The sequence below is a fragment of the Antarctobacter heliothermus genome, from assembly GCF_900188425.1.
Classification (GTDB): domain Bacteria; phylum Pseudomonadota; class Alphaproteobacteria; order Rhodobacterales; family Rhodobacteraceae; genus Antarctobacter; species Antarctobacter heliothermus.
This window is the reverse complement of record NZ_FZON01000001.1, coordinates 78378-104310: the sequence shown is the minus strand read 5'-3', so window position 1 is coordinate 104310 and position 25933 is coordinate 78378. Positions and strand designations below refer to the sequence as shown.

Genomic DNA, 25933 nt, shown 5'->3' with positions numbered 1-25933 from the left:
CGGGCAAACGGGAAGGAGACCACCATGACCCCCATCCGCAATGCGACTGCGTTGGCCAGCGTTCTGACTCTTGTGATTGGTACAGCCGCGGGGGCGCAGTCGGGCGCGCAGCCTGACGATCCTGAAAAGCTGAAGATGTTGCAGAAGTTGTGTGCCATTCCGGGGGCCGCGCCCAAGGGCGTGGATTGCGACCAGGTGGACGAGGCGTTGAAGGCCGTCGACAGCGCAGAGCCAGCAGCGCCCGCCGCAGAGCCAGAGCAGCAGGCCAAACCCAAGGACGCATTGGACGACGCGCTGAAGAAGCCGAAGAAGGCAAAGAAAGCGGACAAGGCGGACAAGCCCGAACAGGCCGAAAAGCCCGCGCAGGCCGATACCCCCAAGTCGGACTCGCCCGTGGCCGAAGTGCCCGAAGCTCCGGCAGTGACCGCGCCCGCCCCGGCGCCGGACGCGCCGCCCAAGCAGGCCGAAACCCCGCGGGCCCCGGAACCGGAGGCCCCGGCGCAACGGGCCGATGCCCCGCCCGCACCGGCGGCAGAGACCCCCAGAGCCGAGGTTGCAAAGCCTGACCCGCTGGCGCAGATTGAGGCATTGCGCCGTCAGCTTGGCGCGCCGCCCGCTGCTGCGGCAGAGAACCCGCCCGATGCGGGGGAACTGGTTGAGGAAACCGTTGACCGCGATGACGTGCGCCGGTCGAGCGAGGACTTTCAAACTGATCTGTCCGGCAAGGTAAAGAACAGGGACAAGGCAAAGAAGGACGATGACGACGGTCTTGACCCCTTGGCCAAGATTGCAATCATCGGTCTGGGGGCCGTGGCGCTGTCGGAGATCCTCGACAAGGATGACCGCGTGGTGTCCAACTCTGGCGACCGCGTGGTGGTCGAACAGGGTGGGCAGTTCCGTGTCATTCGCAACGACGACGTGTTGTTGCGCCGTCCGGGGGCCGAGGTCGAGACGCGGCGCTTTGACGACGGATCGACCCGCACGCGTCTGACCTACGAGGACGGCACTGAGGTCGAGACCATCCGCGCCGCCGACGGTCGGGTTCTGCGCCGGGTGCGCCGTCTGCCGGATGGGACGGACGTGGTTCTGTTCGATGACACGCAGGCCAGCCCGGATGTCGAGATCAGCGATTTGCCGCGCGCGCAGGAGCGCAACAGGGTCGACTATCGCGACATCGAAGAAGATGCTCTGGCCCGGGCGCTGGCCGCCAATGGCGCGCCGGGAGTGAACCGCAGCTTTTCGCTGGCGCAGGTACGCAACATCGACGCCGTGCGCCATCTGGTGCCCGAGATCACCGTGGACACCATCCAGTTTGAGACCAACTCGGCCGCGATCCGCGTCGATGAGGCCGAGGAACTGGCCGCGCTGGGCAATGCGATGCGCGACGCCATCGAGCGCAACCCGGCAGAGGTGTTCCTGATCGAGGGGCACACGGACGCGGTGGGCAGCTATGCCTACAACCTTGCCCTGTCGGACCGGCGCGCGGAATCGGTCGCGCTTGCCCTGACCGAGTATTTCGAGGTGCCGCCCGAAAACATGGTGTTGCAAGGCTACGGTGAGGGCGACCTTCTGGTGCCGACCGATGTGGCCGAGCGTGCCAACCGCCGCGCCGCCGTGCGCCGCATCACGACGCTGCTTTCGGTGCGGTAATCACCGATCAAAAACATGACTGGCGACCCCGGTGGACCCCCACCGGGGGCGTTTTGCGTTTGTGGTCGGGAATACCTCCGTTGTCGGAAAGCGCGGAAAAGCGTTTCATGACGCTGCGTCAAGACGTGTGCCGGGCTGGCTCCGGTCTGTTGTCATTCTGCTGGGGCTGCTGCCGCGCCTGACGTTCAAGAATTTCAAGATGTCCGTCCAAACCCTTTGGGAAAGGAATTGCCGATGAAACGCCTCCTTTATGCCACGGCCGCGTTCAGCGTGCTGGCGGCGTCCTTCTCCGCGCCCGCAAGCGCCCAGAACTTTGATCTCAAGCAGTTGTGCAACCCGGCGCTGGGCATCAAATGCCCCGATGCCTTCAAGGGCACCGTAAAGCGGGTGCCCGCCAAGCGGACTCCGCCCAAGGTCGTTGTACAACAGCCCAAGAAAAAGGTGTTCGTGCCGCAGGTGATCGTCACCCAGCCGCCGAAAAAGGCTACGCGCCCTGTGCATGTGGTGCCGCACAAGCAGGTGACGCCGCAGGTCAAGGTGCCGAACGTCCGGATCGTGACGCCCAGGGACAAGACCCCGACCATCCGGGTGCCGAACGTCAAGGTCGCTCCGGGTATACGGGTGCCCGACGTTCAGATTGCCGTGCCGCCAAAGGTGCGCCAGCCCGCCATCAAAGTGAACCCAAATGGCAGGATCGTGGTCAAACCGGGTGCAGTGAATATCGACGATCTGCGCAAGCAATTGGCAGGCGAACTTGTCGGTCGCAATGGCGGGACCATCAAGGTTGGCCCGCGCCCCGGCAAGGTGGTGCGCCTGCCCACCGGCAATATCGACCGTGGGTCCAGCCAGAGACAGGCCGACATCGTCGCGCTGCGTGACGTGGCCAAGGTGGCCGCCGCCGTCGGGCTGGCCGCCGGGGCTGTCAAGGTGCTGGATCGCACGCTGACAGACCAGGAGATCCGCCGATCCTCGCAGGATTTCGGTGCCGTGCTGGGACAGGTCGGGATCAAGACCGGCACGTTGGACTATCGACGTGTCGATATGGGCAAGGTGCTGACAACCGGCGACCGCGTCGTGACCAACAGCGGCGATCGCATGGTGGTCGAAAACAATGGCGTCATGCGGGTGCTGCGCAACGATGACGTGCTGCTGAACCGCCCCGGCACCAATGTGCAGGTCTACCAGTTCAAGGACGGGTCGACCCGCAATGTCATGGCCTATGAGGATGGCAGCGAGGTCGAAACCCTGCGCGCCCCGGACGGTCGCGTGCTGCGCCGGTCGACCATTGCACCGGACGGGACAGAGGTGGTGCTGTTCGACGATACCAGGCAGACCGATCAGGTGGTCGTCAACCAGTTGCCGGATGCCCCGGCGTCCACTGTCGTCGCCTATCAGAGCAACAGCGATATGAGCGGCGCGCTGGGCGGGGAAACCAGTGTCGAGGCGGGGCGTCATTTCTCGCTCGCGCAGGTTCGGGATATCGACGCGGTGCGCAAGATGGCGCCGGGGATCAACATCGACACGATCCACTTTGCCTCGAACTCCGCCGCGATCCGTCCCGAAGAGGCCGAGGAACTGGCCGCACTGGGCTATGCCATGCTGGAGGCGATTGCCGCCGACCCGCGTGAGGTGTTCCTGATCGAGGGCCACACCGATGCGCGCGGACATGAGGCGCACAACCTGTCGCTGTCGGACCGGCGCGCGGAATCGGTGGCGCTGGCGTTGATCGAGTATTTCGGCGTCCCGCCGGAAAACATCGTCTTGCAGGGCTATGGTGAGGGCGATCTGCTGATCGTCACCCAAGCCGCCGAACAGGCCAATCGCCGCGCTGCCGTGCGCCGCATCACGCCGCTGCTGACCGAACTTTGAACCATTGACAGCCAGACTTGCCCCCGGTGCCGTTGGCGCCGGGGGTTTGTTTTCGTCGGAGTGGCTGTCAGTCGATCAACACGCCCTCTGTCACATAGACCGCGCGATAGGTTTCCGGGCTGTCATCAATGTGCAGCGTGCCGCGCAGGGTGATCTTTGTCGCCTCGGGCATGTCAGGCACGGCGCGTTTCATTTTGACCTCAAGGGAGGGGCCATAGCCGTTCTCGCCGCAAAACGGGCAATCGGCGGGGTCGGGGACCAGCAGAAAGCTGGAGACATAGGCCTGTGCCTCTACCGGGACGTAATAGCCGGTGATCTCAAACCCCTCGGCCATGGCACGCAGATCCGCAGGGATCGTCTTGGCCACCGACCACGAGGTTTCAGTCTCGGTCTCCTTGTATTCGATCGCCTCGATCAGATCCCAGGGATTGGCGAGGGCGGGTGAGGCGGTGACAAGAAGGGCAAGCAGGGGCAGGGTGCGCATAAGACCTCCGACTGGATGGTTGCGGCAAGGTAGAGCGCAGTGGTCCGTAGCGCCAGTGCAACGACGCGAACCGGCGCGTTTCTGCCCGGTGACCTTTGGGTGTCGGACAAGGGCGGCTGTCACTTTCGCGATGGGACCCGGGAGGGGGTGGGTGTCTGGAGTGGAGAGGGGTGGGCGGTTGCCTTTCCTTCGGAAAGACACCTTGCCCCCTGTCACTTTCGCGATGGGACGCGGGAGAGGGTGGCGTCCAGAGTGGAGGGGTGTGGGCGGTTGCCTTTCCTTCGGAAAGACACCTTGCCCACCGTAACTTTCGCGATGGGACGCGAAAGTTACACCATCATTTCCTTGGTCGCGGACAGGGTCACATCCGGGTAGTCGCGTTCGATCCGGTCGATGTCCCATTGCAGTCGCGTCAGATAGACCACGTCGCCGTCGTGGTCGTAGCTGATGTGCTGCTTGTTGGCGTTGATGAACTTTTCCACCGCGTCCTTGGCCCCATGCACCCAGCGGGCAGAGGTGAACTGCGACACGTCAAAACGCACCGGCAGGCCGTATTCCAGCTCGATCCGGCTGCCCAGCACCTCGAACTGCAAGGCCCCCACGACGCCGACGATAAAGCCGGAGCCGATCATCGGTTTGAACACCTTGGCGGCACCCTCTTCGGCGAATTGCATCAGCGCCTTTTCAAGGTGCTTGGCCTTCATCGGGTCGCCCGCGCGCACCGTTTGCAACAGTTCCGGCGCAAAGGACGGGATGCCCGCGACCTTGAGCATCTCACCCTCTGTCAGCGTGTCGCCGATGCGCAACTGTCCGTGGTTGGGAATGCCGATGATGTCGCCCGCCCAGGCTTCTTCGGCCAGTTCGCGGTCCGAGGCAAGGAACAGCACTGGGTTGGAGATCGCCATGGGTTTCTTGGTCCGCACATGGGTCAGCTTCATCCCGCGGGTGAAATGTCCCGAGGCCATGCGGACAAAGGCGACGCGGTCGCGGTGCTTGGGGTCCATGTTGGCCTGCACCTTGAACACGAAACCGGCGACCTTTGTTTCCTCTGGCGCAATCGCGCGCGGGCTGGCCTTTTGCACCTGCGGTTCGGGGCCGTAGGTGCCAATGCCGTCCATCAGTTCCTTGACGCCGAAAGAGTTGATCGCAGAGCCGAACCAGATCGGCGTCATGTGCCCCTCCAGCACGGATTGCGGGTTGAGCGTTGGCAGCAGTTCGCGCGCCATCTCGACCTCTTCGCGCAACTGTTCCAGCAGGGCGGGGGGAATGTGATCCGCCATTCGGGGATCGTCCAGCCCCTCCAGCGTGATGGTTTCGGCCACCTTGTTGCGGTCGGCACGGTCCATCAGTTCCAGCCGGTCGTTGAGCATGTCGTAACAGCCCAGAAAATCGCGGCCCATGCCGATGGGCCAGGACGCGGGCGTCACGTCGATGGCCAGGTTTTCCTGGATCTCGTCAATGATGTCGAAGGTGTCGCGCGCCTCGCGGTCCATCTTGTTGCAAAATGTCAGGATCGGCAGGTCGCGCAGGCGGCACACCTCGAACAGCTTGCGGGTCTGGCTTTCCACGCCTTTCGCGCCGTCGATCACCATCACGGCGGCGTCCACGGCGGTCAGCGTCCGGTAGGTGTCTTCGGAGAAATCCGAGTGGCCGGGCGTGTCGACCAGATTGAACCGGAACTTTCCAAAATCGAACGACATGGCCGAGGCCGAGACAGAGATGCCCCGGTCCTTTTCCATCTGCATGAAATCCGACCGTGTGCGCCGCGCCTCTCCCTTGGCGCGCACCTGTCCAGCCATCTGAATGGCGCCGCCAAACAACAGGAATTTTTCGGTCAAGGTCGTCTTGCCGGCGTCCGGGTGCGAAATGATCGCAAAGGTCCGGCGGCGGGCGATCTCGGGTGGCAGGGGGGGGCGGTTGTCCAACATAAGCGCGAATTACAGCGGATCGGGGCGATGCACAATCCATGCAGGCCCGGTGCGGATGTCATGGATGGGGTGTGTGGTCGGAAGGGGCGGGAAAAGGGGAGTTTATGGACCAAGAAGAAGCGCAAGGCGCGCGTTTCCAGTCGATGGCGTGTACAGGCGGCAGCACGGATTTGCTCCGCCGGTCTGTTGCGGGTCGCTATAGCTGTCCGTGTCGCGGTGCTGTGGGTCAGGGTGGTGTTTCTCCGCCGAATTGGGCGGTATGGCAGGCCTGACTTGGCCAATTGACCGCCCGGGGGTATTCTGCCCTTACCATTTCAAGAGGAGGTCTTTTAATGTCCGACAGTTCACGCATCACTTCGAGGTTGAACCGTGCGCTTTGCGTCTTTGTTTCGGTGCCTCTCAGCGCGCTGCCCGCCGTGGCGCAGGACAAACTGCCCGACCGTATACCCGGCCGAACGCAGGGGCGCATGCAGATCCGCATAGATCGCAGCGACAAGATCCGCGTGCCGGGCCGGGTTGGCGACCGCAAGGGTCTGATCACCGGGGCGCGCATTGACGGTGGCCAGATCAGGACGCCCAGCGGCATCCGCATCAACCGGACCCGGTCGCGCGACTGAACTCGGCGGGCGCGTGTCGCGCAGCGGGCAGGGGGCGGCACGCAGGCTGGTGCCGGATTACGCGGTGCCGGATGCGCTATGCGTGCCGTTCTGGGGCTTTGACGTGCGCGATACGCTGGAGAGCGTTGCGCGCGCGGCGGCCCGCCATTGCGGCGTGATCCTGATCACGCCTGACCCGGCGGGCGCGCGGGCCTTTGTAGACACCACTTGCCATCCCGGACATTTCGGCATTGTCGCGGGGGCCTTTGACAGCCCCTGGCTGCGTGACCATGCGCCCATTTCGGTGGCGCAGGGGGACCGGATGCACCTTGTCCGGCCCACCCGCCCCGAGGGGACGCGCAAGCACGATCTGGCGCTTTTCGAGACGATCCTGCCCGGTGCCAAGGATGTGACCGACCATCATGTCGCTGGCGGCAACCTTGTCGGTGGGCCGGGCGGTCTGGGGTTTTCCACCACCGATGTGCTGCTGGAAAACGCCCTGACCGAAGCCGCGCCGCTGATGGAAACCGGGCGGCAACTGGGACTGGACCACTGGCAATTCCTGACGCCGTTTCCCGATGATATCAGCGCCCATGCGGATTGCATGCTGCGCTTTCTGGGGCCGCGTCTTTGTGCCATCTGCAAACGGGACGATACGCCCGAGGCGCGGGAGGTCAGCACGGAGATGCGCGCCCGCCTGACCGAGCTTTGCCCCGAAATCGACATCCTGCCCTTGCCCTGCGCGGCGGCGGATGTCTTCAACAGCCCGATGAACTGGATTCAGCTGGGCCGCTGCCTTTTGCTGCCGGTTTTCGATCAACCCGACCCGCTGGCCGCCGCGCGCGAACAGGCCCTGCGCGAGGCGGGATTCAATCCGGTGCCGATTCCGGCGATGACAGAGGGACTGGGTGGTGCGCTGCATTGTCTGACCGCAACGATTTTTGCCGCGCCTGCCTGAGACGGGCCCCCAATCTTGCCAGACTCACAAAATCATGAGAGAGTGAACGTACCGTGAACATATTGGGCTGTTTTGGGGGCTGTCATGACATTTATCGAAGTCACATTGAAAGAAATCGCCGACGCACTTGTCGCCGGGTGCCGCGAAGGGCACGAGCTGGAAATCCTTGACAAGCTGTATGCCGCCGACGCCGTCTCGGTCGAGGCGATGGCCATGCCGGGGATGGACAGTCCCGAAACCCACGGCATCGACGGGATCAAAGGCAAACACGCCTGGTGGTCGTCCAATTTCGAGGTGCTTGAGAGTACGGTCAGCGGACCGTTCCTGCATGGCGACAGCAGCTTTGCCGTGATCTTCGAGATGAAGGCCAAGCATCGCGAAAGCGGCGAGGTCAGCGATATGCACGAGGTTGCCATCTACACGGTCGGTGGCGGCAAAATTGTGCGTGAGGCGTTTTATTACAACATGTGATCCGGCCTGTCGGGTCTGGCTGGACGGCGTGGTCTGTTCAGCCGCCCGAGCTTTTGCGCAGGACGTCTGCCGCGTCGGGGCGCGCCAGCAGGTGCTCCTCGACCTCCAGCGCGCGGGGATCGCTGCGGCGGTGGCCGGGCAGCAGATCGGACAGTTCCAGATCTTTGGGCAGGGCAGCGCGGGTGCGGGTATCGACCAGCATGGATTCGGCGGCAATGCCCTCGGCGTAGATGATCTGGTGGGTGTCGAACAGCATCTGGTAGTAGTCCACGAACCCCCCCTTGCGCCGGGCCACGGTGTCGCCGTTCACCAGATGGCGCGCGCGCACCAGCAATTCAGACCGGCCCGCGCCCAGATGGTCGCGGCGCTGGTAGATGAACAGCCGGTGATCGGGGGAGACCAGCAGGTCACGGGTGTTGTTCAACACGCCCTCACGGATGCAGATGGGCGCAAAAGCCCCGACTGCGCGCACCGTTTGATGGCCCAGCCAGCGGATCGGCTGGGGGCCGTCGTCGCGGGTCAGGATGCGGTCGCCGACGGACAGTTCCTCGACCGCACGCTGCGCGCCATCGGCCAGCGTTATCATCGTCCCGGCGGTAAAGGACACACAGGCGACCTGCGCGTATCGGGGCAATGCAGCCTCGACATCCACGCCGACCAGAACGTAATCCGCGCGGGACGTCATCGGGGCCAGCGGCAGCAGATACACCTCTGCCGCGTTGCCATCGGCGTCAACCTCGACCAGCACCAGTGCCTCTGTCGTCTGGCCGTCGCCGGACATGAAGGTCAGGCAGCAATCCAGATGCAGATCGGACCCGGCCGCGCCCAACACGCTGCCCTGTGCGACGCGGAACGGCGGCGTGGCCCCGGTGACCACGCCCAGCGGTTTCAACACGGCCAGCGGCGACAGGCGGTAGACATCGTCATGGACAAGTTCATCCGCGAATCCAATGGCATCGCCCATGTTGGCCCCGTTCACCACCCGCAGCATGTCAGCGCGATAGACTTGCAGGCTTTGCGTGGCGCGGGCGGTGTCTGACTGGGGCATGAAGCTTTCGCAATCGGGATGGGTGTCTGGATAGCCAGAGTTGGCCATTGTATGCCAGCATAATGTGACTTCAAATAGTCGTATCTCCGACGTTTTGTCGGCATTGGGTTAACAATACCAAAAGGGAGCAGAACATGGATCTGGGTATTCGCGGCAAGCGGGCGCTGGTCTGCGCGTCAAGCAAGGGATTGGGGCGCGGCTGCGCCGAGGCGCTGGCAGAGGCGGGCGTGGACCTCGTCATGAACGCGCGCGGCAGGGACGCACTGGAAGAAACCGCGCAGGAGTTGCGCGACCGCTTCGGTGTCTCGATCACGACGGTGGCGGCGGACATCGTGTCCGAGGAGGGCCGCGCCAAGGTGCTGGAACAGGCGGGCGACGTCGACATCCTTGTGAACAACGCGGGCGGCCCGCCTCCGGGGATGTGGTTCGACTGGGGGCGTGAGGATTTTATCAAGGCGCTGGACGCCAACATGCTGACGCCGATTGCGCTGATGACGACCCTGATGCCGCTGATGATCGACAAGGGATGGGGCCGGGTGGTCAACATTACTTCCGTATCGGTCAAGGCCCCGGTGGGTGTGCTGGGCCTGTCAAACTCGGCCCGCACCGGACTGACCGGCTATGTGGCGGGCACCTCGCGGCAGGTCGCGCCCAAGGGTGTGATCGTCAATAACCTGCTGCCGGGCATCCATGCCACAGACCGCGCCAATGCGCTGGACGGCGCGGTGGTCAAGGCCAAGGGCATCACTCTGGACGAGGCCCGCGCCGAGCGGTTCAGCACCATCCCCGCCGGACGCTATGGCACCCGTGAGGAGTTTGGCAAGATGTGTGCGTTCCTGTGCTCGCAGCACGCGGGATTCATCGTGGGCCAGAACATCCTGCTGGATGGCGGCGCCAGCAATATGACGATGTAGGCAGATGGCGCGCGGTCCGGACGGGCAGGGCGGCGGTGCGGGGTTTTCCCTTGCCGACCAGCTATTCAATGCCGACACCCTGCGCGATCTTGCGCAGGATTACGCAGTGCTGCCCGGGTTCGATACCGCGCGCTTTCACGCCGACGCCTTGGCCGGGCTGGAGGGGCGCGGGTTGCTCCAGAGGCTCGACTGGATCGCGACCTGTGTTGAGGCGCAATTGCCAAGCGCGTTCCCGGCGATGGCGGAGGTGCTGGAGGCGGCTTTGCCCGATCCGCTGGACCCCTCGTTGAAAGACGATGATTTCGGGCGGTTCATCCATGCGGTGCCGGGCATTCTGGCGGTGCGACACGGGCTGGAGGATCACCGGGACCGGGCGCTGGACCTCATTTATGAGGCCACGAAACGGTTCTCGATGGAGTTCTACATCCGCCCCTTCCTGAACCGCTGGCCGGGTCAGACGCTGGCGCGGTTGGACGATTGGGCGCGGGACGACAACTATCACGTTCGGCGCTTGGTGAGTGAGGGCACGCGCCCGCGCCTTCCTTGGGCGGCGAACATCACGCTGGACCCGGCGGTGCCGCTGCGCTTTCTGGATGTGCTGCACAGTGACCCGACGCGCTATGTCACACGGTCGGTGGCCAATCACATGAATGACCTGTCCAAGGTAATGCCGGACAGGGTCGTGGGCCGGTTGCGCGATTGGCAGGGGCAGGGCCGGCAGGACGGACGAGAGATGGACTGGTTGACGCGCCACGCGCTGCGCACGGCGGTCAAACGGGGGGAGCCGGGGGCGCTGGACCTGCTGGGCTATCGCCCCGGCCATGTCACCGCGCGGATAGTGGCGATGCCCACGACGGTGCGGATTGGCGAGGCGTTGGAGTTTGTCGTGGCGTTGGAAGCGGATGACGCTTTGCCGGTGCTGGTGGATTATCGGCTACGGTTTTTCCGGCCCAAGGGCCCAGCGGAAAAGGTGTTCAAGCTGAAGACTGGCAAGGTGGTTCCGGGCACGCCCCTGCGGTTGACCAAACGCCATGTCCTGAAGGGAAACGCCACCACCTATACGCTACACCCGGGGCAGCATGGCGTGATCGTTCAGGTCAACGGGCAGGACGTGGCAGAGGCCGCGTTCGATCTGTTGCCAGCGCAGGCGTGACCGCTCACGCCTGCTCCCAGCGCGCCTCCAACGCCTCCAGCGCCTTTATCCGTTCCGCCGTCTTGGGGTGAGACATCAACCATGCGGGCACAGCGCCAGAGCGGCTTTGGGTCAGCTCTTCCAGCTTGCCGAACAGCGTCTTTTGCGGGCCGACGCCGACGCCCGCCTTGACCAGCAGGGCCGCTGCGTAGGCATCGGCCTCATACTCATCCGACCGCGACAGCCGTGCTGCCAGCAGTGAGGCCAACCCGTTGGCGATCATGACGCCGACGCCGGGCAAAAAGCGGCTGAGCACCATGGCCAGCGCGGTGCGCAGCGCGTTCTGGCCTGAAAAGTCGATCATCCGCCGCCGGGAATGCCCCAGCGCCACATGGCCCAGTTCATGCGCGATCACGCTGGCCATTTCCTCTGCCGAGACCTCACCCTGCTGATACTTGCGGTAAAACCCGCGTGTGATGAAGATGCGTCCGTCTGGCGCGGCCAGCCCGTTGATCGGGTCGATTTCGTAGATGTTCACCCGGATGCGCGGTAGATCCAGCGCGGCGGCCATGCGGTCTGTCAGCCGCTTGAGACGGGGATCAGCCAGTTCGGTGGACTTGACGTCCAGTTCTTTCGCTGTCCGCCATGCGGAGAAGCGGTAGTAGACGAGGCCGTAGAGAAGGGCGAGCAGGATCGGGGTGAGTTTGAACATGATTGGAATATGGGGCGCGGGGGGCGTCTAGGAAAGGGGAAGAAAACTCTGGCTCACCAAAGCAAAGCATCGGAGCCGCTCTCATCTGATCCCTGCGTGACAGGGCCGCGCCGCGGCGCCAAGCGGAATGGACCGTCTCCCCGGTAAACCGGGGCCCCTCGGCAATTCCGCTTGTCCCCACGTCCCGTCCCCGTCCCATTGGTCTCAGACGACGGCGGCTCCGAAGCAAAGCTGTTGCGGCGGTCAGGCGAAGTGCCCGGCCAGCGCGTCTTTGCTCAAGGTCTTGAGGTCTTCGAGCGGGGCCTCGGACCGGCCAAAGCGCACGCTTTCGCCCGTGAAACGACCGACCGAGGTGAGATGCACGCCCGCCTGTCCGGCGGCGATCATCAGCGCCTCGGCGGAGTCAAAGTTGCAGGCGATCAGGTAGCGGCCCTGATCCTCACCGAACAGGGTGGCGGAGTCGTCGCTGTCGATCTGTACGCCGACGTCAGAGGCGGCGGCCATCTCAAAGGCCGCCAGCGCCAGCCCGCCATCGGACAGGTCGGTGCAGCAGCGGATCCAGTCGCGGTTGGCGCGAATGAACTCTCCTGCTGCTTTCTCGGCGGGCAGGTCAACATGGGGCGCGTCGCCGTCCTCGCGGTTGAACACTTCGTACAGCAGGGCGGATTGGCCCAGATGGCCCGCTGTTTGACCGACCAGCAGCGCCACATGACCGTCGCGGGCATAGCCCAGGATCGGCTCCTCATCCGCCGCGATCAGGCCGACGGCGCCGATGGTTGGTGTCGGCAGGATGCCCTGACCGTCGGTTTCATTGTACAGCGACACGTTGCCTGACACGATCGGCATGTCCAGCGCGATGCAGGCCTGTCCGATGCCATCCAGCGCGCCCACGAACTGGCCCATGATCTCTGGCTTTTCGGGATTGCCAAAGTTCAGGTTGTCGGTGGTGGCCAAGGGCCGCGCGCCCACGGCGCAGAGGTTGCGATAGGCCTCGGCCACAGCCTGTTTGCCGCCCTCGACCGGGTTGGCGCGCACATAGCGGGGGGTCACGTCGCTGGTAAAGGCCATCTTTTTGTCGGTGCCATGCACGCGGATCACACCGGCGCCAAAGCCGGGCACGCGCATCGTGTCGGCCATGACCTGGCTGTCGTATTGGTCGTAAACCCAGGCGCGCGAGCAGTAGTTAGGGCTTTGCACCAACGCGCGCAGTGCGTCGATGGGATCAATCTGCGGCACATCCTCCAGCGGGACCGCCTCTGCTGTCGGCTCCCACGGGCGGTCATATTCGGGGGCAGAGGAGGCCAGCGTGGACAGCGGCAGATCGGCCACGCAGGTGCCGTTGTGCATGATGAGAAAGCGGTCTTCGGCGATGGTCTCACCAACGATGGCGAAATCGAGATCCCATTTGTCAAACACCGCCTTGGCCTCGGCCTCTTTGGCGGGGTCCAGCACCATGAGCATGCGTTCCTGGGATTCGGACAGCATCATCTCGTAGGCGGTCATGTTGGTTTCGCGCTGAGGTACGTTTTCAAGGTCCAGCCGAATGCCAAGGCCGCCTTTGTCGCCCATTTCCACAGCCGAGCAGGTCAGGCCCGCGGCCCCCATGTCCTGAATGGAAATCACCGCGCCGGTCTGCATCAGTTCCAGCGTCGCCTCCATCAGGCGCTTTTCGGTGAAGGGATCGCCCACCTGAACGGTTGGGCGCTTTTCCTCGATGCTGTCATCGAACTCGGCGCTGGCCATGGTCGCGCCGCCGACGCCGTCGCGGCCTGTCTTGGCCCCCAGATAAACGACCGGGCGGCCAACGCCGCTGGCGGCAGAGTAAAAAATCTTGTCCGTGTCCGCCAGACCGGCGGCAAAGGCGTTCACAAGGCAGTTGCCGTTATAGGCGGGGTGAAACCGCACCTCGCCGCCGACGGTGGGCACGCCAAAGGCGTTGCCGTAGCCGCCGACACCCTCAACCACGCCATGTACCAGTTGACGCGTCTTGGGGTGATCCTTTTCGCCGAACGACAATGAGTTCATTGCCGCGATGGGCCGCGCGCCCATGGTGAACACGTCGCGCAGGATGCCGCCGACGCCGGTGGCCGCGCCCTGATAGGGTTCGATGTAGGACGGGTGGTTGTGACTTTCCATCTTGAAGACCACGGCTTGACCGTCGCCAATATCCACGACGCCCGCGTTTTCGCCGGGGCCGCAGATGACCTGCGGGCCACTAGTGGGCAATTTGCGCAGATGCAGCTTTGACGACTTGTAGGAACAGTGTTCGTTCCACATGGCCGAAAAGATGCCAAGTTCCGTGAAGCTGGGCTCACGGTTCAGGATGCGGAGGATCTGCGCGTATTCGTCAGGATTGATCCCGTGCGCCTTGATCAGTTCCTCTGTGATGGCCGGTTCCTGCATCCTCAATCCCCCGTCTGCTCTGTCGAGGGGTCTTTACGCCAAGGGCCGGTACAGGAAAAGGGGGCGGATTGCGCCGCCGGGGTTGATGTGGCGGTCCATCGCACGCGGTCCGGTCGGCTATGTTGCCTAGATGTCATGCCGCAAGTGCACAATAATTCATCGCAGACTATCGGATTTGGGCATGTATCAGCGGTCAGGATTCAGCGTCACGTCGTTTGTTCGGCGCACAGTTCGCGTCATGAGTGTGGCCGTGGCACCTTGTTGGGCGACGCGCCCGGTGCGTGCGCAGGAAGAAAAATCCATTGGATTTAGGAATTGCCGGGCCGGACACGCGGATCGCCGATCTGGGTGTGGTGAGGATCGTTGCGCGGATCGGGTATATCGAGGCGATTCAGCTGAAAATGCCACAGGATGTAGTGGCTGCATAAGGCCGTCACGAATGGCCAAAAAAAAGGCCGAGCTCAAAGCTCGGCCGAAGTCCAACAGGGAGGTATGAAAGATGATCCGCAAATACGCGTTTCATCATCCATGTGCTGAATATGTCAGCATTCCCGACTCGATCAAGCCATTTCACGCCGCAAGTGCAGCATTCCCGATATGCGTGATGTGCATACCACAGTTCGGTCTGACAGGCTTGGGGGAGGGCTCAGTCGTCTCCCATGGCGCGGATCTGCCGCCGGTGCGCCATGATTTCCTCTTGAACGAAGTCTCTGAACGCCGTTACACGCTTGGATTGTCTGAGTTCTTCGGGATAGGCAAGGAAAACCGGAACCTCGACCGATTCCACGTCGGGCAGGACACGTTTGACGTGCGGAAAGTCCTCGATGATATAATCAGGCAGGACACCGATCCCCAGATTTGAGATCACCGCCTGCAACACTCCGAAATAGTTGTTCACGGTCAGCGTGGCCGGCAACTCATAGCTCAGCAGGTGCTGAACCAGCGCCATGCCCGCAGAGACCTGTGCCGAATTGGGATTCTGACAAATCAGCCTGTGGCCGCGCATGTCTTCCAACTTCTGCGGCACGCCATTGGCATTCAGGTAGTCAGGCGAGGCGTAGAGCCGCATTCGAATGCTCATCAACTTCTTGCGGATCAGGTCTGCCTGGCTGGGTTCCTTCATGCGGATCGCCACGTCGGCCTCACGCATGGGCAGGTCCAGCACCCGTTCCTCCAGCATCAGGTCGATGTTCAACTCCGGGAACTTAGCATAGAGTTTTGACAGGCGCGGGGCCAGCCAGAGCGCGCCAAACCCGTGCGTGGTGGTCACCCGAAGCTCACCAAACACCTCTTCCTCACTGTCGCGGATGCGCGCGGTCGCGGCGTCGATCCGCTTGATCATCGAGGTGGTCGCGTCGAACAGCAGTTCGCCCTGTTCTGTCAGAATCAGGCCGCGTGCATGACGGTGGAAAAGCGTGGTATTGAGGGATTCCTCAAGCGCACGAATCTGCCGCGACACTGCCGACTGCGACAGGTGTAGCGAGTCGCCGGCGTGCGTCAGGCTGCCTGCATCGGCAACCGCGTGAAATATTCTTAGCTTGTCCCAGTCCATGGTGCCTTGGTCGTTTCCTTGAGAACTCAGTATACGACAATATCTTTTTGTTAAGGGTCATATGGGGCGGATGTGTCAATTCTGCAAAGATTTGTCTGTTCAGGTCAGCAATAGTGACCTATATTTGCACGCAACTGCATCTAACTTAGCGTTGGGAGGCGCGCCATGAGCCAGCATCAGATTTCCCTGAGCGACCGTTTCGATCTGGAAAAGCCGACGGTGCTCCTGAACGGCACTCAGGCTTTGGTCCGTCTTATGCTGTCGCAAAAGGCGCGGGACCGGGCCGCAGGGGTGAACACGGCGGGCTATGTCACCGGCTATCGCGGGTCACCGCTGGGCGCGGTCGATCTGCAGATGCGCCGCGCGGAAAAGCTGTTGCGCGGGTCTGACGTCACCTTTCAGGAGGGTCTGAACGAGGATCTGGCCGCCACCGCGATCTGGGGCAGCCAGCAGGCCGAACTGCGCGGTGAGGGCAAATTCGACGGGGTCTTTGGGCTTTGGTACGGCAAGGGGCCGGGGATTGACCGGTCCGGCGACGCGATGCGCCACGCCAACATGGCCGGCACCTCAAAACACGGCGGCGTGCTGATGGCGATGGGGGATGACCACACTGGCGAATCCTCGACCGTGCTGCACCAGTCCGAATGGGCGCTCGTCGATGCCTACATGCCGGTTGTTTCTCCGGCTGGTGTGCAGGAGATCCTGGACTACGGCATCTACGGCTATGCGTTGTCGCGGTTTTCCGGCCTTTGGGTTGGTCTGAAAACCATGAAGGACACGATCGAGGCGACGGCTGTTGTGGATGGCCGACCCGACCGTGTGCAACTGGTGACACCCGATTTCGACATGCCCGAGGGCGGGCTGAACATCCGGCTGGGCGATACGCCCCACGCGCAAGAGACGCGGATGATCGACTACAAACGCTTTGCGGCGGAGGCATTCAGCCACGCCAACAAGATGGACAAGCGCATGTGGGGCAAACCCGGCGCCAAGATCGGCTTTGTCGCGGCGGGCAAGAACTGGCTCGACCTGCAACATGCGCTGGCGCTGTTGGGCGTCGATGAGGCCGAGGCAGAGCGTCTGGGCCTCACCACCTACAAGATCGGCCAGACCTTTCCGCTGGACATGCGCGGCTTTCACGACTGGGCCGACGGTCTGGATCTGATCGTCATCGTCGAGGAAAAGCGCAAGCTGATCGAGATTCAGGTCAAGGAGGCGCTTTTCGAAGACAACCATCGCCGCGTCTACGGCTGGTACAAAGGCGGGGCAGGTGGTCTGCATCGCGAGGAACTGTTCCCGACACGCGGCGCGCTGGAGCCCACATGGATCGCGCAAAAGCTGGGCGATATCCTGATCGAGGAAGGGCGCGGCACCGACCGCATCAAGGCCGGGCTGACCCAAATCGCCGAGGCCGCCCGCGCCGACAACCTGCCGGAAATCGCGGCCCGCCTGCCGTATTTCTGCGCCGGGTGCCCGCATAACTCCTCCACCAAGGTGCCAGAGGGCAGCCGCGCCTACGCGGGCATCGGCTGTCACTACATGGTGCAGTGGATGGACCGGGAGACCACTGGCTTTACCCACATGGGGGCCGAGGGCGCGAACTGGATCGGCGAGGCGCCGTTTTCCAAGCGCGACCATGTGTTCCAGAACCTTGGCGACGGCACCTACAATCACTCGGGTGTGCAGGCGATCCGTGCCGCGCTGGCCGCGGGCACCAACATCACCTACAAGATCCTGTTCAACGATGCGGTGGCCATGACCGGCGGTCAACCGAACGAGGGCGGTCTGACCCCGCAGCGCATCGCCGCCGAGGTCAAGGCCATGGGCGTCGAGGCGCTGGCCGTGGTCTATGACGAAAAGGAAGACGTCAACCTGGCCGCCTTGCCCTCCGGTGTTGAGACCTTTGAACGTGCTGAACTGGACGCGGTGCAGAAACGCATGTCCAAGGTCGAGGGCGTGTCCGCCATCATCTACGTCCAGACCTGTGCGGCTGAAAAGCGCCGCCGCCGCAAGCGGGGCACGTTCCCCGACCCGGATCAGCGCGTGTTCATCAACACCGACGTCTGCGAGGGCTGCGGTGACTGCGGGGTGCAGTCGAACTGCGTCGCCATTGTCCCCGAAGAGACCGAACTGGGGCGCAAGCGCGCCATCGACCAATCCGCCTGCAACAAGGATTTCTCTTGCCTCAAGGGGTTCTGCCCGTCGTTCGTGACGTTGAAAGGCGCGCAGGTCAAAAAGGCGCCGACGGCCTCGCTTGAATTGCCGGACCTGCCCGCGCCGCAACTGCCCACGATTAACGGCACGCATAACATTGTCATCACAGGCGTCGGTGGCACCGGCGTCGTGACCATTGGCGCGGTGCTGGCGCAGGCGGCGCAGATCGACGGCAAGGGTGCTGGCATGATGGAAATGGCGGGCCTTGCGCAAAAAGGCGGCGCCGTTCACATCCACCTGCGCGTTGCCGAGCAGCCCGAGGATATCTCTGCCGTCCGCGTTGCGACAGGTGAGGCGCACGCGCTGATCGGCGGCGATCTGGTGGTCTCTGCCGGGTCCAAGACGCTGGGCCTGACCAGCACGGGCCGCACCGGCGGGGTGGTCAACAGCCACGAGATCATCACCGGCGACTTTACCCGCAACACCGAATTTACCTTGCCGACCGACCAGTTGCGCCTCGCGCTGGAGGCGCGGTTGCAGGACCGGGTGGCGTTCTTTGACGCCTCGGATCTGGCGCGGGTGACGCTGGGCGACTCGATCTTTTCCAACATGATGATCCTGGGCGCGGCCTGGCAGCAGGGTCTGATCCCGCTGTCCCATGAGGCGATCATGCAGGCCGTCGACCTGAACGGCGCGGCGGTGGACCGCAACAAACGCGCGTTCGAGATCGGCCGCTGGGCTGTGACACACCCGGCAGACGCGCAGGCGTTGCTGACGCCCGGGGTCGTGTCCTTGCCGAAAACTCTGGACGAGCGGATTGCCTTCCGCGCCGATCACCTGATTGCCTATCAGGGCAAGGGGCTGGCCAAACGCTATCGCAAGATGGTGGACGGGATCACGGACGCAGGGCTGAAAGAGGCGGTTGCCAAAAGCTATCACAAGCTGTTGGCCTACAAGGACGAATATGAGGTCGCCCGCTTGCTGCTGGACACTCGCGACAAGGCGGCAAAGACCTTTGACGGCGATTTCGAGATGTCGTTTCACCTTGCCCCCCCGATCCTGTCAAAGACCGGCAGCGATGGCCGCCCGGTGAAGAAACGCTTTGGTGAAGGCATGTTGCGCTGGTTCCGTCTGCTGGCCCGGATGAAGCGGCTGCGCGGCACGCCGTTCGACCCGTTTGGCCGGACAGAGGAACGCCGCATGGAGCGCGCGTTGATCGCCCAGTATGAGGCCGACATGGCCGAATGGCTGCCCAAGGCACGGCCTGAGACGATGGAGGCGCTGCAAGCACTGGCCGAACTGCCGCTGCAAATTCGCGGCTTCGGGCCGGTCAAGGCCGCCAATGAGACCAAGGCCGCCAAACGGCGCGAAGAGTTGCTGTCTGTCCTGCGTCAGGGCGGCGCGCCGCTGAAGGAGGCCGCCGAATAGGGGGCGCAGCGGTCCCGGTCACGAAAGCTTCATGATGGTGTCACAAAATCTGGTCAGACCGGGCGAACCGCAGTAAAATGCCCGAAAGTTCCAGAAAGGATTCAATCCAGATGCCCAATCGGCGTCATATTGCCCGTGACATCTCGTACAGTTATTCGGCCAGCACACGCGGCGGCCGCGCCATGATCAGGCTGATGGAAAACGCCACTGGGCGTTTCGGCCTGATCAAGCGTGCCAAAGGCTATGAAGATGAAGTCGCCAGGGGCCGCGATTTCTGGGAAGTGATCGTTGAGCGCTACGGTCTGGGTCTGGATGTGATCGGCGGATCGCTGGACAACATCCCCAAGGACGGCCCGCTGATCGTGATCGCCAACCACCCTTATGGCATCCTTGACGGGTTGATCATGGGGCACATCCTGTCGGTCGTCCGGGGCGATTTCCGCATTCTGGCCAACAGCGTGTTCCGCAAGGCCGAAGAGCTGAACAAGATCATCCTGCCAGTCAATTTCGATGAGTCGAAAGAGGCGATGCAGCAGAACATTGCCACCCGCAAAGAGGCGATGAGCTATCTGGGGGAGGGCGGGTGCATCGGCATCTTCCCCGGCGGCACTGTCGCCACGGCGGAACGCCCCTTTGGCAAACCGATGGATCCGGGCTGGCGGACGTTTACCGCCCGGCTGATTGCCAAATCCAATGCGACAGTGGTTCCTATCTACTTTGACGGGCACACCTCGCGGCTGTTCCAATTGGCCAGCCATCTGCACACCACCCTGCGTATGGGGCTGCTGATCAAGGAATTTCGCAAACGCGTGGACACACCAGTCCGGGTCAGCATCGGTGCGCCCATCCCGCGCGCGGACATCGACGCGCGCGCAAAAGACGCGCGGGCGATGATGGATTTCCTGCGCAAAGCGACGTATGAGCTGTCTCCGACTCCCCTGACGTCATACGACTACGGGTTCGAGTTCGAAGAGAGGCACAGGGACAAGCTGAAGGCGCGCCACTGACAGACGCGCCGCAGGGTTTGAGTAGGGCGCAGATGGCAGTGGGTATCTTTGACAGCGGGCTTGGCGGGCTGACGGTTCTTGACGCGGTGTCAAAGCGTCTGCCGGACGTGCCGTTTGTCTATTACGGCGACAACAAGCACGCGCCTTACGGGGTGCGCGATGCGGATGACGTCTACAACCTGACCTGCGCCGCCACCGAACGGTTGTGGGATGCGGGCTGTGATCTGGTGATCCTTGCCTGCAACACCGCCAGCGCCGCCGCGCTGCGCCGGATGCAGGAAAGCTGGATCCCATCGGACAAGCGCGTGCTGGGCGTGTTTGTGCCATTGATTGAGGCGCTGACAGAACGCCAGTGGGGCGACAACAGCCCTCCGCGTGAGGTGGCTGTGAAACATGTGGCGTTGTTTGCCACGCCTGCCACGGTGCGCAGCCGCGCATTTCAACGCGAGCTGGCCTTTCGCGCCATTGGCGTCGATGTCGAGGCGCAGGCTTGCGGCGGGTTGGTGGATGCCATCGAAGAGGGCGACATGATCCTGGCCGAGGCGCTGGTGCGCAGCCATGTGGACGCGCTGAAACGCAAGATGCCAGAGCCAGAGGCCGCCATCCTTGGCTGTACCCATTACCCGCTGATGCAAGAGATCTTTCAGGATGCGCTGGGGGCCGGTGTCACGGTCTATTCGCAGGCAAATCTGGTGGCCGACGCGCTGGCGGACTACCTTGTGCGGCATCCCGGTATGTTGGGCAGTGGCGGCGAAAGCGGGTTCCTGACCACCGGAAATCCGTTGAAGGTATCACAACATGCGACGCAGTTTCTGCGCCACAAGATCAGCTTTGACGCGGCCTGAGCCGGGACGGCCCGGATTGATTTTTGCGGTCGTTTGGCCTATATCCAAAGACGAGGGAGATCAGACCATGTCTATGAACGGACCACTTCCCCCGATCGTCTGACCCGATGTCCGCCTAGGCATTGGGCCAGATGTCCTGCCGGGGCGGCAACGCACCCATGACCTTGCTGTAGATCGGCTGTGCCTCTGGTGCGGTTTCCATCGCCTGTGACAGGCGCTGATAGTCGGCCTGCACCTTTTCTCCCAAGGCCACCAGCGTATCCAACGCCTGTTTCTTGCGCTCTGAACTGAGGGCGGCAAATTCATCGCTCGCCAGATGCGCGTAATAGCCGTGGAACAGCTGCGAATTGTCAAAGAACCGGTCGCAGGCCACCATCAGCTCGATTTCCAGCCGCCGACGCACGCCGCGATAGTCGGCAAAGGTGGGGTCGGGGGCTTCTGGCGGCACAAAGGGGCGATAGTCCGAGGGGCCGGAAGCGATCTGGTCCTTCAGCGCGGTGATGCGGCGTGTGTCGATGATACCCGCCACGCTGCGGTCGTCGAAATCGGCGTGGATCAGGATGTCGACCAGAACCTCTTCGAGGTGTTCTTGCCGGTCGTCGCTGTCGCGCCGCCGCTGACGCCAGTCCGCCACGGTTTGCAGAACGATCTTGCTGAGCCAGCCCAGAACACCCACCAGAGAGGTGATCGCCAGCACCAGCAGCGCACCGGTGATACTGCGGGTGTCGCCCGCAAACAGCGATTGCAGCCAGGACACGCCGGTCAGTCCCGCGCTCCGGGGCGTTCGCCCACGTCTCCTGACCACCAGGCGCGCTTGATGCCTTGATAGACGGTAATCTTGTCGCCCGAACGAAAACCGTCCAGCTGCTCTTCCTTGTAGGCCAGGCTTTCGCCCGCCCGTCCGCTGGGTTCCTCCCATGTCAGGCGATAGCGGTAGCGGTTGTTGACGCGGTAGTTGGTGGCTTTGGTCCCGGTGACAGTTGCGGTTTCCCGCAGGCCATAGCGCCGCGCGCGCACCGCCGCGACGGCCCAACGCGCCGGGAACCACATCGCCACCAGCGCCGCGATGCCAAAGATCAGGGCGATCCACCGGGTCACGACCGAAGCGGTGCGGTTTTCGCCCCGGCTGACCTCGATCCTGTCGGGCTCACTTTCCAGATACCAGATGGGAATGCGCGTGTTGATGGCGGTCTTGTGGTAAATGCCAGAGCCGACAGAGCGGTCCAGCTCTACCGGCAGGTTCCGGTTCGTTTCGAATTGCAGCACAAAGTAATAGGTGATTTCGCGGTCGCCATCGCTGTCGGTGGTGACGGTCTGGTACTTGTCCAGCACAAGCGCCTCTGCCTCACGGCCTTCGGTGTCAAAGCGGTGGGCAAGGTTCAGGGACAGGACGCTGAACAGCGTCAAGAAGCCAAGAAACACGAGAAAGATCAGCGTTATCCAGCCGCCCATCCGCCAGAAGAGCCGCCAGAGGGGAACGGGTTTGTCGTCTGCCACCTTTGCCATGGCGGCATATTGGCGAGGACGGCCCCTGCGATCAAGCCAAAGCCCATCGGTATTCCTCATTGATCGAAAGAAACTGGCCCGCTATATCGAAAACCCAAAGGAGCCTGTTCATGATCGCGTATCCCGCCTTGCGCCTGCGACGATGATCCATCTGCCGCCCGTGACCGGCGGCCGCTCTTGCTGTTCCACCAAAATCCGCGCCCCCATTGACTTGGGCGCCATCCCCTTCAGGTGACCCCATGACCCATTCCATCGCCATCATCGGCGCCTCCGGCTATACCGGGGCCGAGTTGATCCGGCTGATTGCCACCCATCCCTCTTGCCAGATCACGGCGCTGGCCGCCAATTCCAAGGCAGGACTGAGCATGGCACAAGTCTTTCCGCATCTGCGCCACCTGGAACTGCCCGATCTGGTGACATGGGAACAGATCGACTTTTCGCAGATCGACCTGTGTTTTTGCGCGTTGCCGCACAAGACCAGCCAGGAGGTGATCTCGCAATTGCCGAAAACGGTGAAAATCGTCGATCTGTCGGCGGACTTCCGGCTGCGCGATCCGGCGGACTATGAAAAATGGTATGGTAACCCGCATGCGGCGGTGGAGACCCAGAAAGAGGCGGTCTATGGCCTGACCGAATTCTACCGCGACGACATCCGCGCCGCGAGACTGGTGGCCGGAACCGGCTGCAACGCGGCGACGGGGCAATACATCCTGCGCCCGCTGATCACCGCCGGAGTGATCGACCTGGACGAGATCATCCTTGATCTGCAATGCGGCGTCAGCGGGGCCGGTCGGTCGCTGAAGGAAAACCTGCTGCACGCGGAACTGAGCGAAGGCACCAACGCCTATGCAGTGGGCAGCACCCACCGCCATCTGGGGGAGTTCGATCAAGAGTTTTCGGCCCTTGCCGGGCGCCCGGTGCAGATCCAGTTCACCCCGCACCTTGGCCCGTTCAATCGCGGCATTCTGGCCACCGGCTATCTGCGCGGCGACCCGCAGGCCATTCACGCCACGCTAACGGCTGCCTATGCGGATGAGCCATTCATCCAGGTGTTGCCGTTTGGCGAGACGCCCTCGACCCACCATGTGCGCGGCTCCAATTTCTGCCACATCGGCGTGGCCGGGGACCGGCGGCCGGGGCGGGCGCTGGTGGTGGCGGCGCTGGACAACCTGACCAAGGGCAGTTCGGGTCAGGCCTTGCAGAATGCCAACCTGATGCTGGGTGAGGATGAAACTGCCGGTCTGATGCTGGCCCCCTGTTTCCCCTGATCCAGCGGCACGCGTACTGCGCGCACAGGTCGATTTGCGTTCAGGCCACGCAGGCCTTCAGGGGGCGGTGCCCCTGAAAACCCCACCGGGTGGCTGCGGTCCGGGGACATCCAAACCCCACCGGGGCGCGGCAAATTGTGCAACCCCCCTCCCCAAGAGGCGCAGCCGGGCCTATATTGTCGGAATAGTTTTTCGGCGCTCTGAAAGAGGTCCTCCATGGCCATGAAATCCCTCAAGAAACAACGCCGGATCCAGATCATTGCTCTGGCCGTCGCCGCATTGATCGTCTCTACCGGTTTGATCGGCTATGCGATGCGCGACGGGATCAATTTCTTTCGCTCCCCCAGTCAGGTCATGGAAGAGCCGCCCTCGCCGGCAGAGGTGTTCCGCATTGGCGGACTGGTCGAAGAGGGGACATTGATCCGGGGGGACGGTGAACAGATCCGGTTCAGCGTGACCGATGGCGGTGCGACGGTGCCGGTGGTCTATACCGGCGTGTTGCCAGACCTGTTCGAGGAAAACCAAGGTATGGTCGGCACCGGGCGCTATGTCGATGGCGTGTTCGAGGCGTCCGAGATCCTTGCCAAGCACGATGAAACCTACATGCCCAAAGAGGTTGTCGACGCGCTGAAGGCGCAGGGTGTCTATCAGGAACCCGACAGCTAGGCGCTAGACGCCGTCACCACGCGCCTCTGCAAGGTAAAGCACAACCCGCAATCCGCCGCCCGGGCCGTGTTCCAGTTTCAGCCCGCCTCCGGACTGGCGGGTGAATCCCGCCACGGCGGACAGGCCCAACCCGCGGCCCTCGTTCGGTGGTTTGGTCGAATAGAACGGCTCTGCCAGCAGGGAAAGCGCCTCATCGCTGACGCCCGGACCGTCATCCTCTATGATCAGTGCAACATAGGGCGGCAAGGTATCGGGCGGCGGATCCAGCTCACCTGCGGTGGCGCGTCGCTCTGCACGGATGCGGATCAGGCCCGACCCGGAGGTGGCCTCTTGCGCGTTCAGACCCAGTTGGATCACGCAGGCGCGCAAGGCATCGCTGTCCACCCGCACCACCAGCGGATCTGCGGACGGAACGACCTCTACCGTCATGTCGGGCTTCAGCACATCCGTCAGCGCCTCTCCAAAATCAAACAGGGCGCTGTCCATCGGCAGGTCCAGCGGCACCAGCCTTGTCCGTCCGCTGGCGGCCAAGAGGTGTTGCACGGTCTGCGCCGCACGCGCCGCCGCAGTTCGGCTTTCCCGGATGGCCACGGCGCGATCGTCGGGGTTTTGCAGTGTCTCGAACAGGTCGAGGTTGCCAAGGATCACCGTCAGGTCGTTGTTGAATTCATGCGCCACGCCACCGACAAACTGGCCCAGGGTGCGCGCTTGTTGTGCCGCAGCCGCCCGTTGCCGGGCTGTGCGCAACTCTGTCTGGAGTCTCCAGCCTGAGATCTGTGAGCCGATGTAGTAGAACAGAACCGCCAGCGCCATGAACCCGACAGTGAATACCTCAAGTCCGCTTTGCAGCCGGGGGGTCAGGATCATGACCAGGGCAAGCGCCAGGATCGAGATCGTACAGCAATCTACGACGACCAGCCCAAGTTCCCGATGCGGACGCTGCAGCGTATAGAGCGCCAGACCCACCAGCCCCACAGCGCCGGTGAAGTTCAGCCCGGGCGAGAAATCCGCCGCCAAAAGGTAGAGCGGCATGGACATGAAGCAGAGCCCCGAAAGGCCATAGACTGTCAGCGCGGCCATGTAGCGCAACGATGCCGGGCCTGTCTCGGATCGGGTGAGCAACACCGCCAGACTGCTTTCCAGCAGCGCGTACAGCGCGCCCCAGGCCAGGGCAAGGTGACCGTCCATGTTCAGGGCCAGAACTGCGACGGCCACAAGCATGATGCCATAGCGCACGACCGTCTCTGCGCTTGCGCCGTATTCCGCCCGCCGCATGTCGGCAAGTCGGGTTGCGAAACTGTCCTGAGGCAAGGATCGGGCCATATTGTTCTGCGCGTTACCT

23 protein-coding genes are annotated in these 25933 nt (G+C 63.1%); 13 read left to right on the top strand and 10 right to left on the bottom strand.

Translation table 11 applies throughout. The features are described from left to right. Positions 1 to 24 precede the first annotated feature (24 nt). Positions 25 to 1650: an OmpA family protein gene (locus CHB90_RS00495; RefSeq protein ID WP_089275857.1), complete on the top strand. Its 1626-nt coding sequence runs from the start codon at positions 25 to 27 to the stop codon at positions 1648 to 1650. Positions 1651 to 1884: 234 nt separating this feature from the next. After that, the gene (locus CHB90_RS00490; protein ID WP_089275856.1) at positions 1885 to 3519 is read left to right on the top strand and encodes an OmpA family protein; all 1635 of its coding nucleotides are present in this window, start codon (positions 1885 to 1887) and stop codon (positions 3517 to 3519) included. 67 nt (positions 3520 to 3586) lie between these two features. Here the strand turns inward: CHB90_RS00490 and CHB90_RS00485 are convergent, their stop codons facing one another. Together CHB90_RS00485 and CHB90_RS00480 are read right to left on the bottom strand one after the other, a co-directional pair. Beyond that, positions 3587 to 4003 carry a hypothetical protein gene (locus CHB90_RS00485; protein ID WP_089275855.1) on the bottom strand — a complete coding sequence of 139 codons (417 nt, stop codon included), beginning with the start codon at positions 4001 to 4003 and terminating at the stop codon, positions 3587 to 3589. Between the two features lie 329 nt (positions 4004 to 4332). Then, complete coding sequence (locus CHB90_RS00480) at positions 4333 to 5931, bottom strand: peptide chain release factor 3 (protein ID WP_089275854.1); 1599 nt, start codon at positions 5929 to 5931, stop codon at positions 4333 to 4335. A gap of 332 nt (positions 5932 to 6263) precedes the next feature. Between CHB90_RS00480 and CHB90_RS00475 the strand changes: the two genes are divergently transcribed. From CHB90_RS00475 to CHB90_RS00465, 3 genes are all read left to right on the top strand, one after another. Continuing rightward, positions 6264 to 6548, top strand: coding sequence for a hypothetical protein (locus tag CHB90_RS00475; protein ID WP_089275853.1), 285 nt, complete (start codon positions 6264 to 6266; stop codon positions 6546 to 6548). 13 nt (positions 6549 to 6561) lie between these two features. Next, a complete protein-coding gene (locus CHB90_RS00470; protein WP_170940947.1) occupies positions 6562 to 7485 on the top strand; it encodes an agmatine deiminase family protein in 924 nt (307 codons plus the stop codon). Positions 7486 to 7569: 84 nt separating this feature from the next. Next, positions 7570 to 7956, top strand: coding sequence for a nuclear transport factor 2 family protein (locus tag CHB90_RS00465; protein WP_089275851.1), 387 nt, complete (start codon positions 7570 to 7572; stop codon positions 7954 to 7956). Positions 7957 to 7993: 37 nt separating this feature from the next. On the opposite strand, the gene CHB90_RS00460 is transcribed toward CHB90_RS00465, so the two are convergent. Further along, complete coding sequence (locus tag CHB90_RS00460; RefSeq protein ID WP_089276000.1) at positions 7994 to 9004, bottom strand: Hint domain-containing protein; 1011 nt, start codon at positions 9002 to 9004, stop codon at positions 7994 to 7996. 134 nt (positions 9005 to 9138) lie between these two features. On the opposite strand from CHB90_RS00460, the gene CHB90_RS00455 reads away from it, so the two are divergent. Both CHB90_RS00455 and CHB90_RS00450 read left to right on the top strand, forming a co-directional pair. Further along, positions 9139 to 9918 (top strand): SDR family oxidoreductase, encoded by a 780-nt coding sequence (locus CHB90_RS00455; RefSeq protein WP_089275850.1) that lies wholly within the window; start codon positions 9139 to 9141, stop codon positions 9916 to 9918. Between the two features lie 4 nt (positions 9919 to 9922). Beyond that, complete coding sequence (locus CHB90_RS00450) at positions 9923 to 11071, top strand: hypothetical protein (protein ID WP_089275849.1); 1149 nt, start codon at positions 9923 to 9925, stop codon at positions 11069 to 11071. 4 nt (positions 11072 to 11075) lie between these two features. Here the strand turns inward: CHB90_RS00450 and CHB90_RS00445 are convergent, their stop codons facing one another. Both CHB90_RS00445 and purL read right to left on the bottom strand, forming a co-directional pair. Then, positions 11076 to 11762, bottom strand: a complete 687-nt coding sequence (locus CHB90_RS00445; protein WP_089275848.1) for a M48 family metalloprotease — start codon at positions 11760 to 11762, stop codon at positions 11076 to 11078. A gap of 243 nt (positions 11763 to 12005) precedes the next feature. After that, positions 12006 to 14165, bottom strand: coding sequence for a phosphoribosylformylglycinamidine synthase subunit PurL (gene purL / locus CHB90_RS00440; protein ID WP_089275847.1), 2160 nt, complete (start codon positions 14163 to 14165; stop codon positions 12006 to 12008). A gap of 302 nt (positions 14166 to 14467) precedes the next feature. Between purL and CHB90_RS27290 the strand changes: the two genes are divergently transcribed. Continuing rightward, positions 14468 to 14593 (top strand): hypothetical protein, encoded by a 126-nt coding sequence (locus CHB90_RS27290; protein WP_281256059.1) that lies wholly within the window; start codon positions 14468 to 14470, stop codon positions 14591 to 14593. Positions 14594 to 14811: 218 nt separating this feature from the next. Here the strand turns inward: CHB90_RS27290 and CHB90_RS00435 are convergent, their stop codons facing one another. Beyond that, complete coding sequence (locus CHB90_RS00435) at positions 14812 to 15717, bottom strand: LysR family transcriptional regulator (RefSeq protein WP_089275846.1); 906 nt, start codon at positions 15715 to 15717, stop codon at positions 14812 to 14814. Positions 15718 to 15882: 165 nt separating this feature from the next. Here CHB90_RS00435 and CHB90_RS00430 point away from each other — a divergent pair, with 165 nt between their 5' ends. From CHB90_RS00430 to murI, 3 genes are all read left to right on the top strand, one after another. Then, entirely contained in the window at positions 15883 to 19299 is a 3417-nt protein-coding gene (locus CHB90_RS00430; protein WP_089275845.1) for an indolepyruvate ferredoxin oxidoreductase family protein, read from the top strand. A 110-nt stretch (positions 19300 to 19409) separates the two neighbouring features. After that, on the top strand, positions 19410 to 20306 hold the full coding sequence (locus tag CHB90_RS00425) for a lysophospholipid acyltransferase family protein (RefSeq protein WP_089275844.1): 897 nt from the start codon (positions 19410 to 19412) through the stop codon (positions 20304 to 20306). Positions 20307 to 20338: 32 nt separating this feature from the next. Continuing rightward, positions 20339 to 21151 carry a glutamate racemase gene (gene murI / locus CHB90_RS00420; protein WP_089275843.1) on the top strand — a complete coding sequence of 271 codons (813 nt, stop codon included), beginning with the start codon at positions 20339 to 20341 and terminating at the stop codon, positions 21149 to 21151. 115 nt (positions 21152 to 21266) lie between these two features. Here the strand turns inward: murI and CHB90_RS00415 are convergent, their stop codons facing one another. The 3 genes from CHB90_RS00415 to CHB90_RS26070 are packed head-to-tail and all read right to left on the bottom strand — an operon-like array spanning position 21267 to position 22919. Further along, positions 21267 to 21908, bottom strand: a complete 642-nt coding sequence (locus CHB90_RS00415) for a hypothetical protein (protein WP_089275842.1) — start codon at positions 21906 to 21908, stop codon at positions 21267 to 21269. Between the two features lie 5 nt (positions 21909 to 21913). After that, complete coding sequence (locus CHB90_RS00410; protein ID WP_089275841.1) at positions 21914 to 22657, bottom strand: DUF3592 domain-containing protein; 744 nt, start codon at positions 22655 to 22657, stop codon at positions 21914 to 21916. Positions 22658 to 22688: 31 nt separating this feature from the next. Continuing rightward, the gene (locus CHB90_RS26070) at positions 22689 to 22919 is read right to left on the bottom strand and encodes a hypothetical protein (RefSeq protein ID WP_141135778.1); all 231 of its coding nucleotides are present in this window, start codon (positions 22917 to 22919) and stop codon (positions 22689 to 22691) included. Here CHB90_RS26070 and argC point away from each other — a divergent pair. Both argC and ccmE read left to right on the top strand, forming a co-directional pair. Beyond that, positions 22897 to 23925 carry an N-acetyl-gamma-glutamyl-phosphate reductase gene (gene argC, locus CHB90_RS00405; protein WP_089275840.1) on the top strand — a complete coding sequence of 343 codons (1029 nt, stop codon included), beginning with the start codon at positions 22897 to 22899 and terminating at the stop codon, positions 23923 to 23925. The two genes, CHB90_RS26070 and argC, sit on opposite strands and share 23 nt — an antisense overlap. A 222-nt stretch (positions 23926 to 24147) precedes the next feature. Next, positions 24148 to 24591: a cytochrome c maturation protein CcmE gene (ccmE, locus tag CHB90_RS00400; protein WP_170940956.1), complete on the top strand. Its 444-nt coding sequence runs from the start codon at positions 24148 to 24150 to the stop codon at positions 24589 to 24591. A 3-nt stretch (positions 24592 to 24594) separates the two neighbouring features. On the opposite strand, the gene CHB90_RS00395 is transcribed toward ccmE, so the two are convergent. Beyond that, the gene (locus tag CHB90_RS00395) at positions 24595 to 25914 is read right to left on the bottom strand and encodes a sensor histidine kinase (RefSeq protein WP_089275838.1); all 1320 of its coding nucleotides are present in this window, start codon (positions 25912 to 25914) and stop codon (positions 24595 to 24597) included. Positions 25915 to 25933 lie beyond the last annotated feature (19 nt).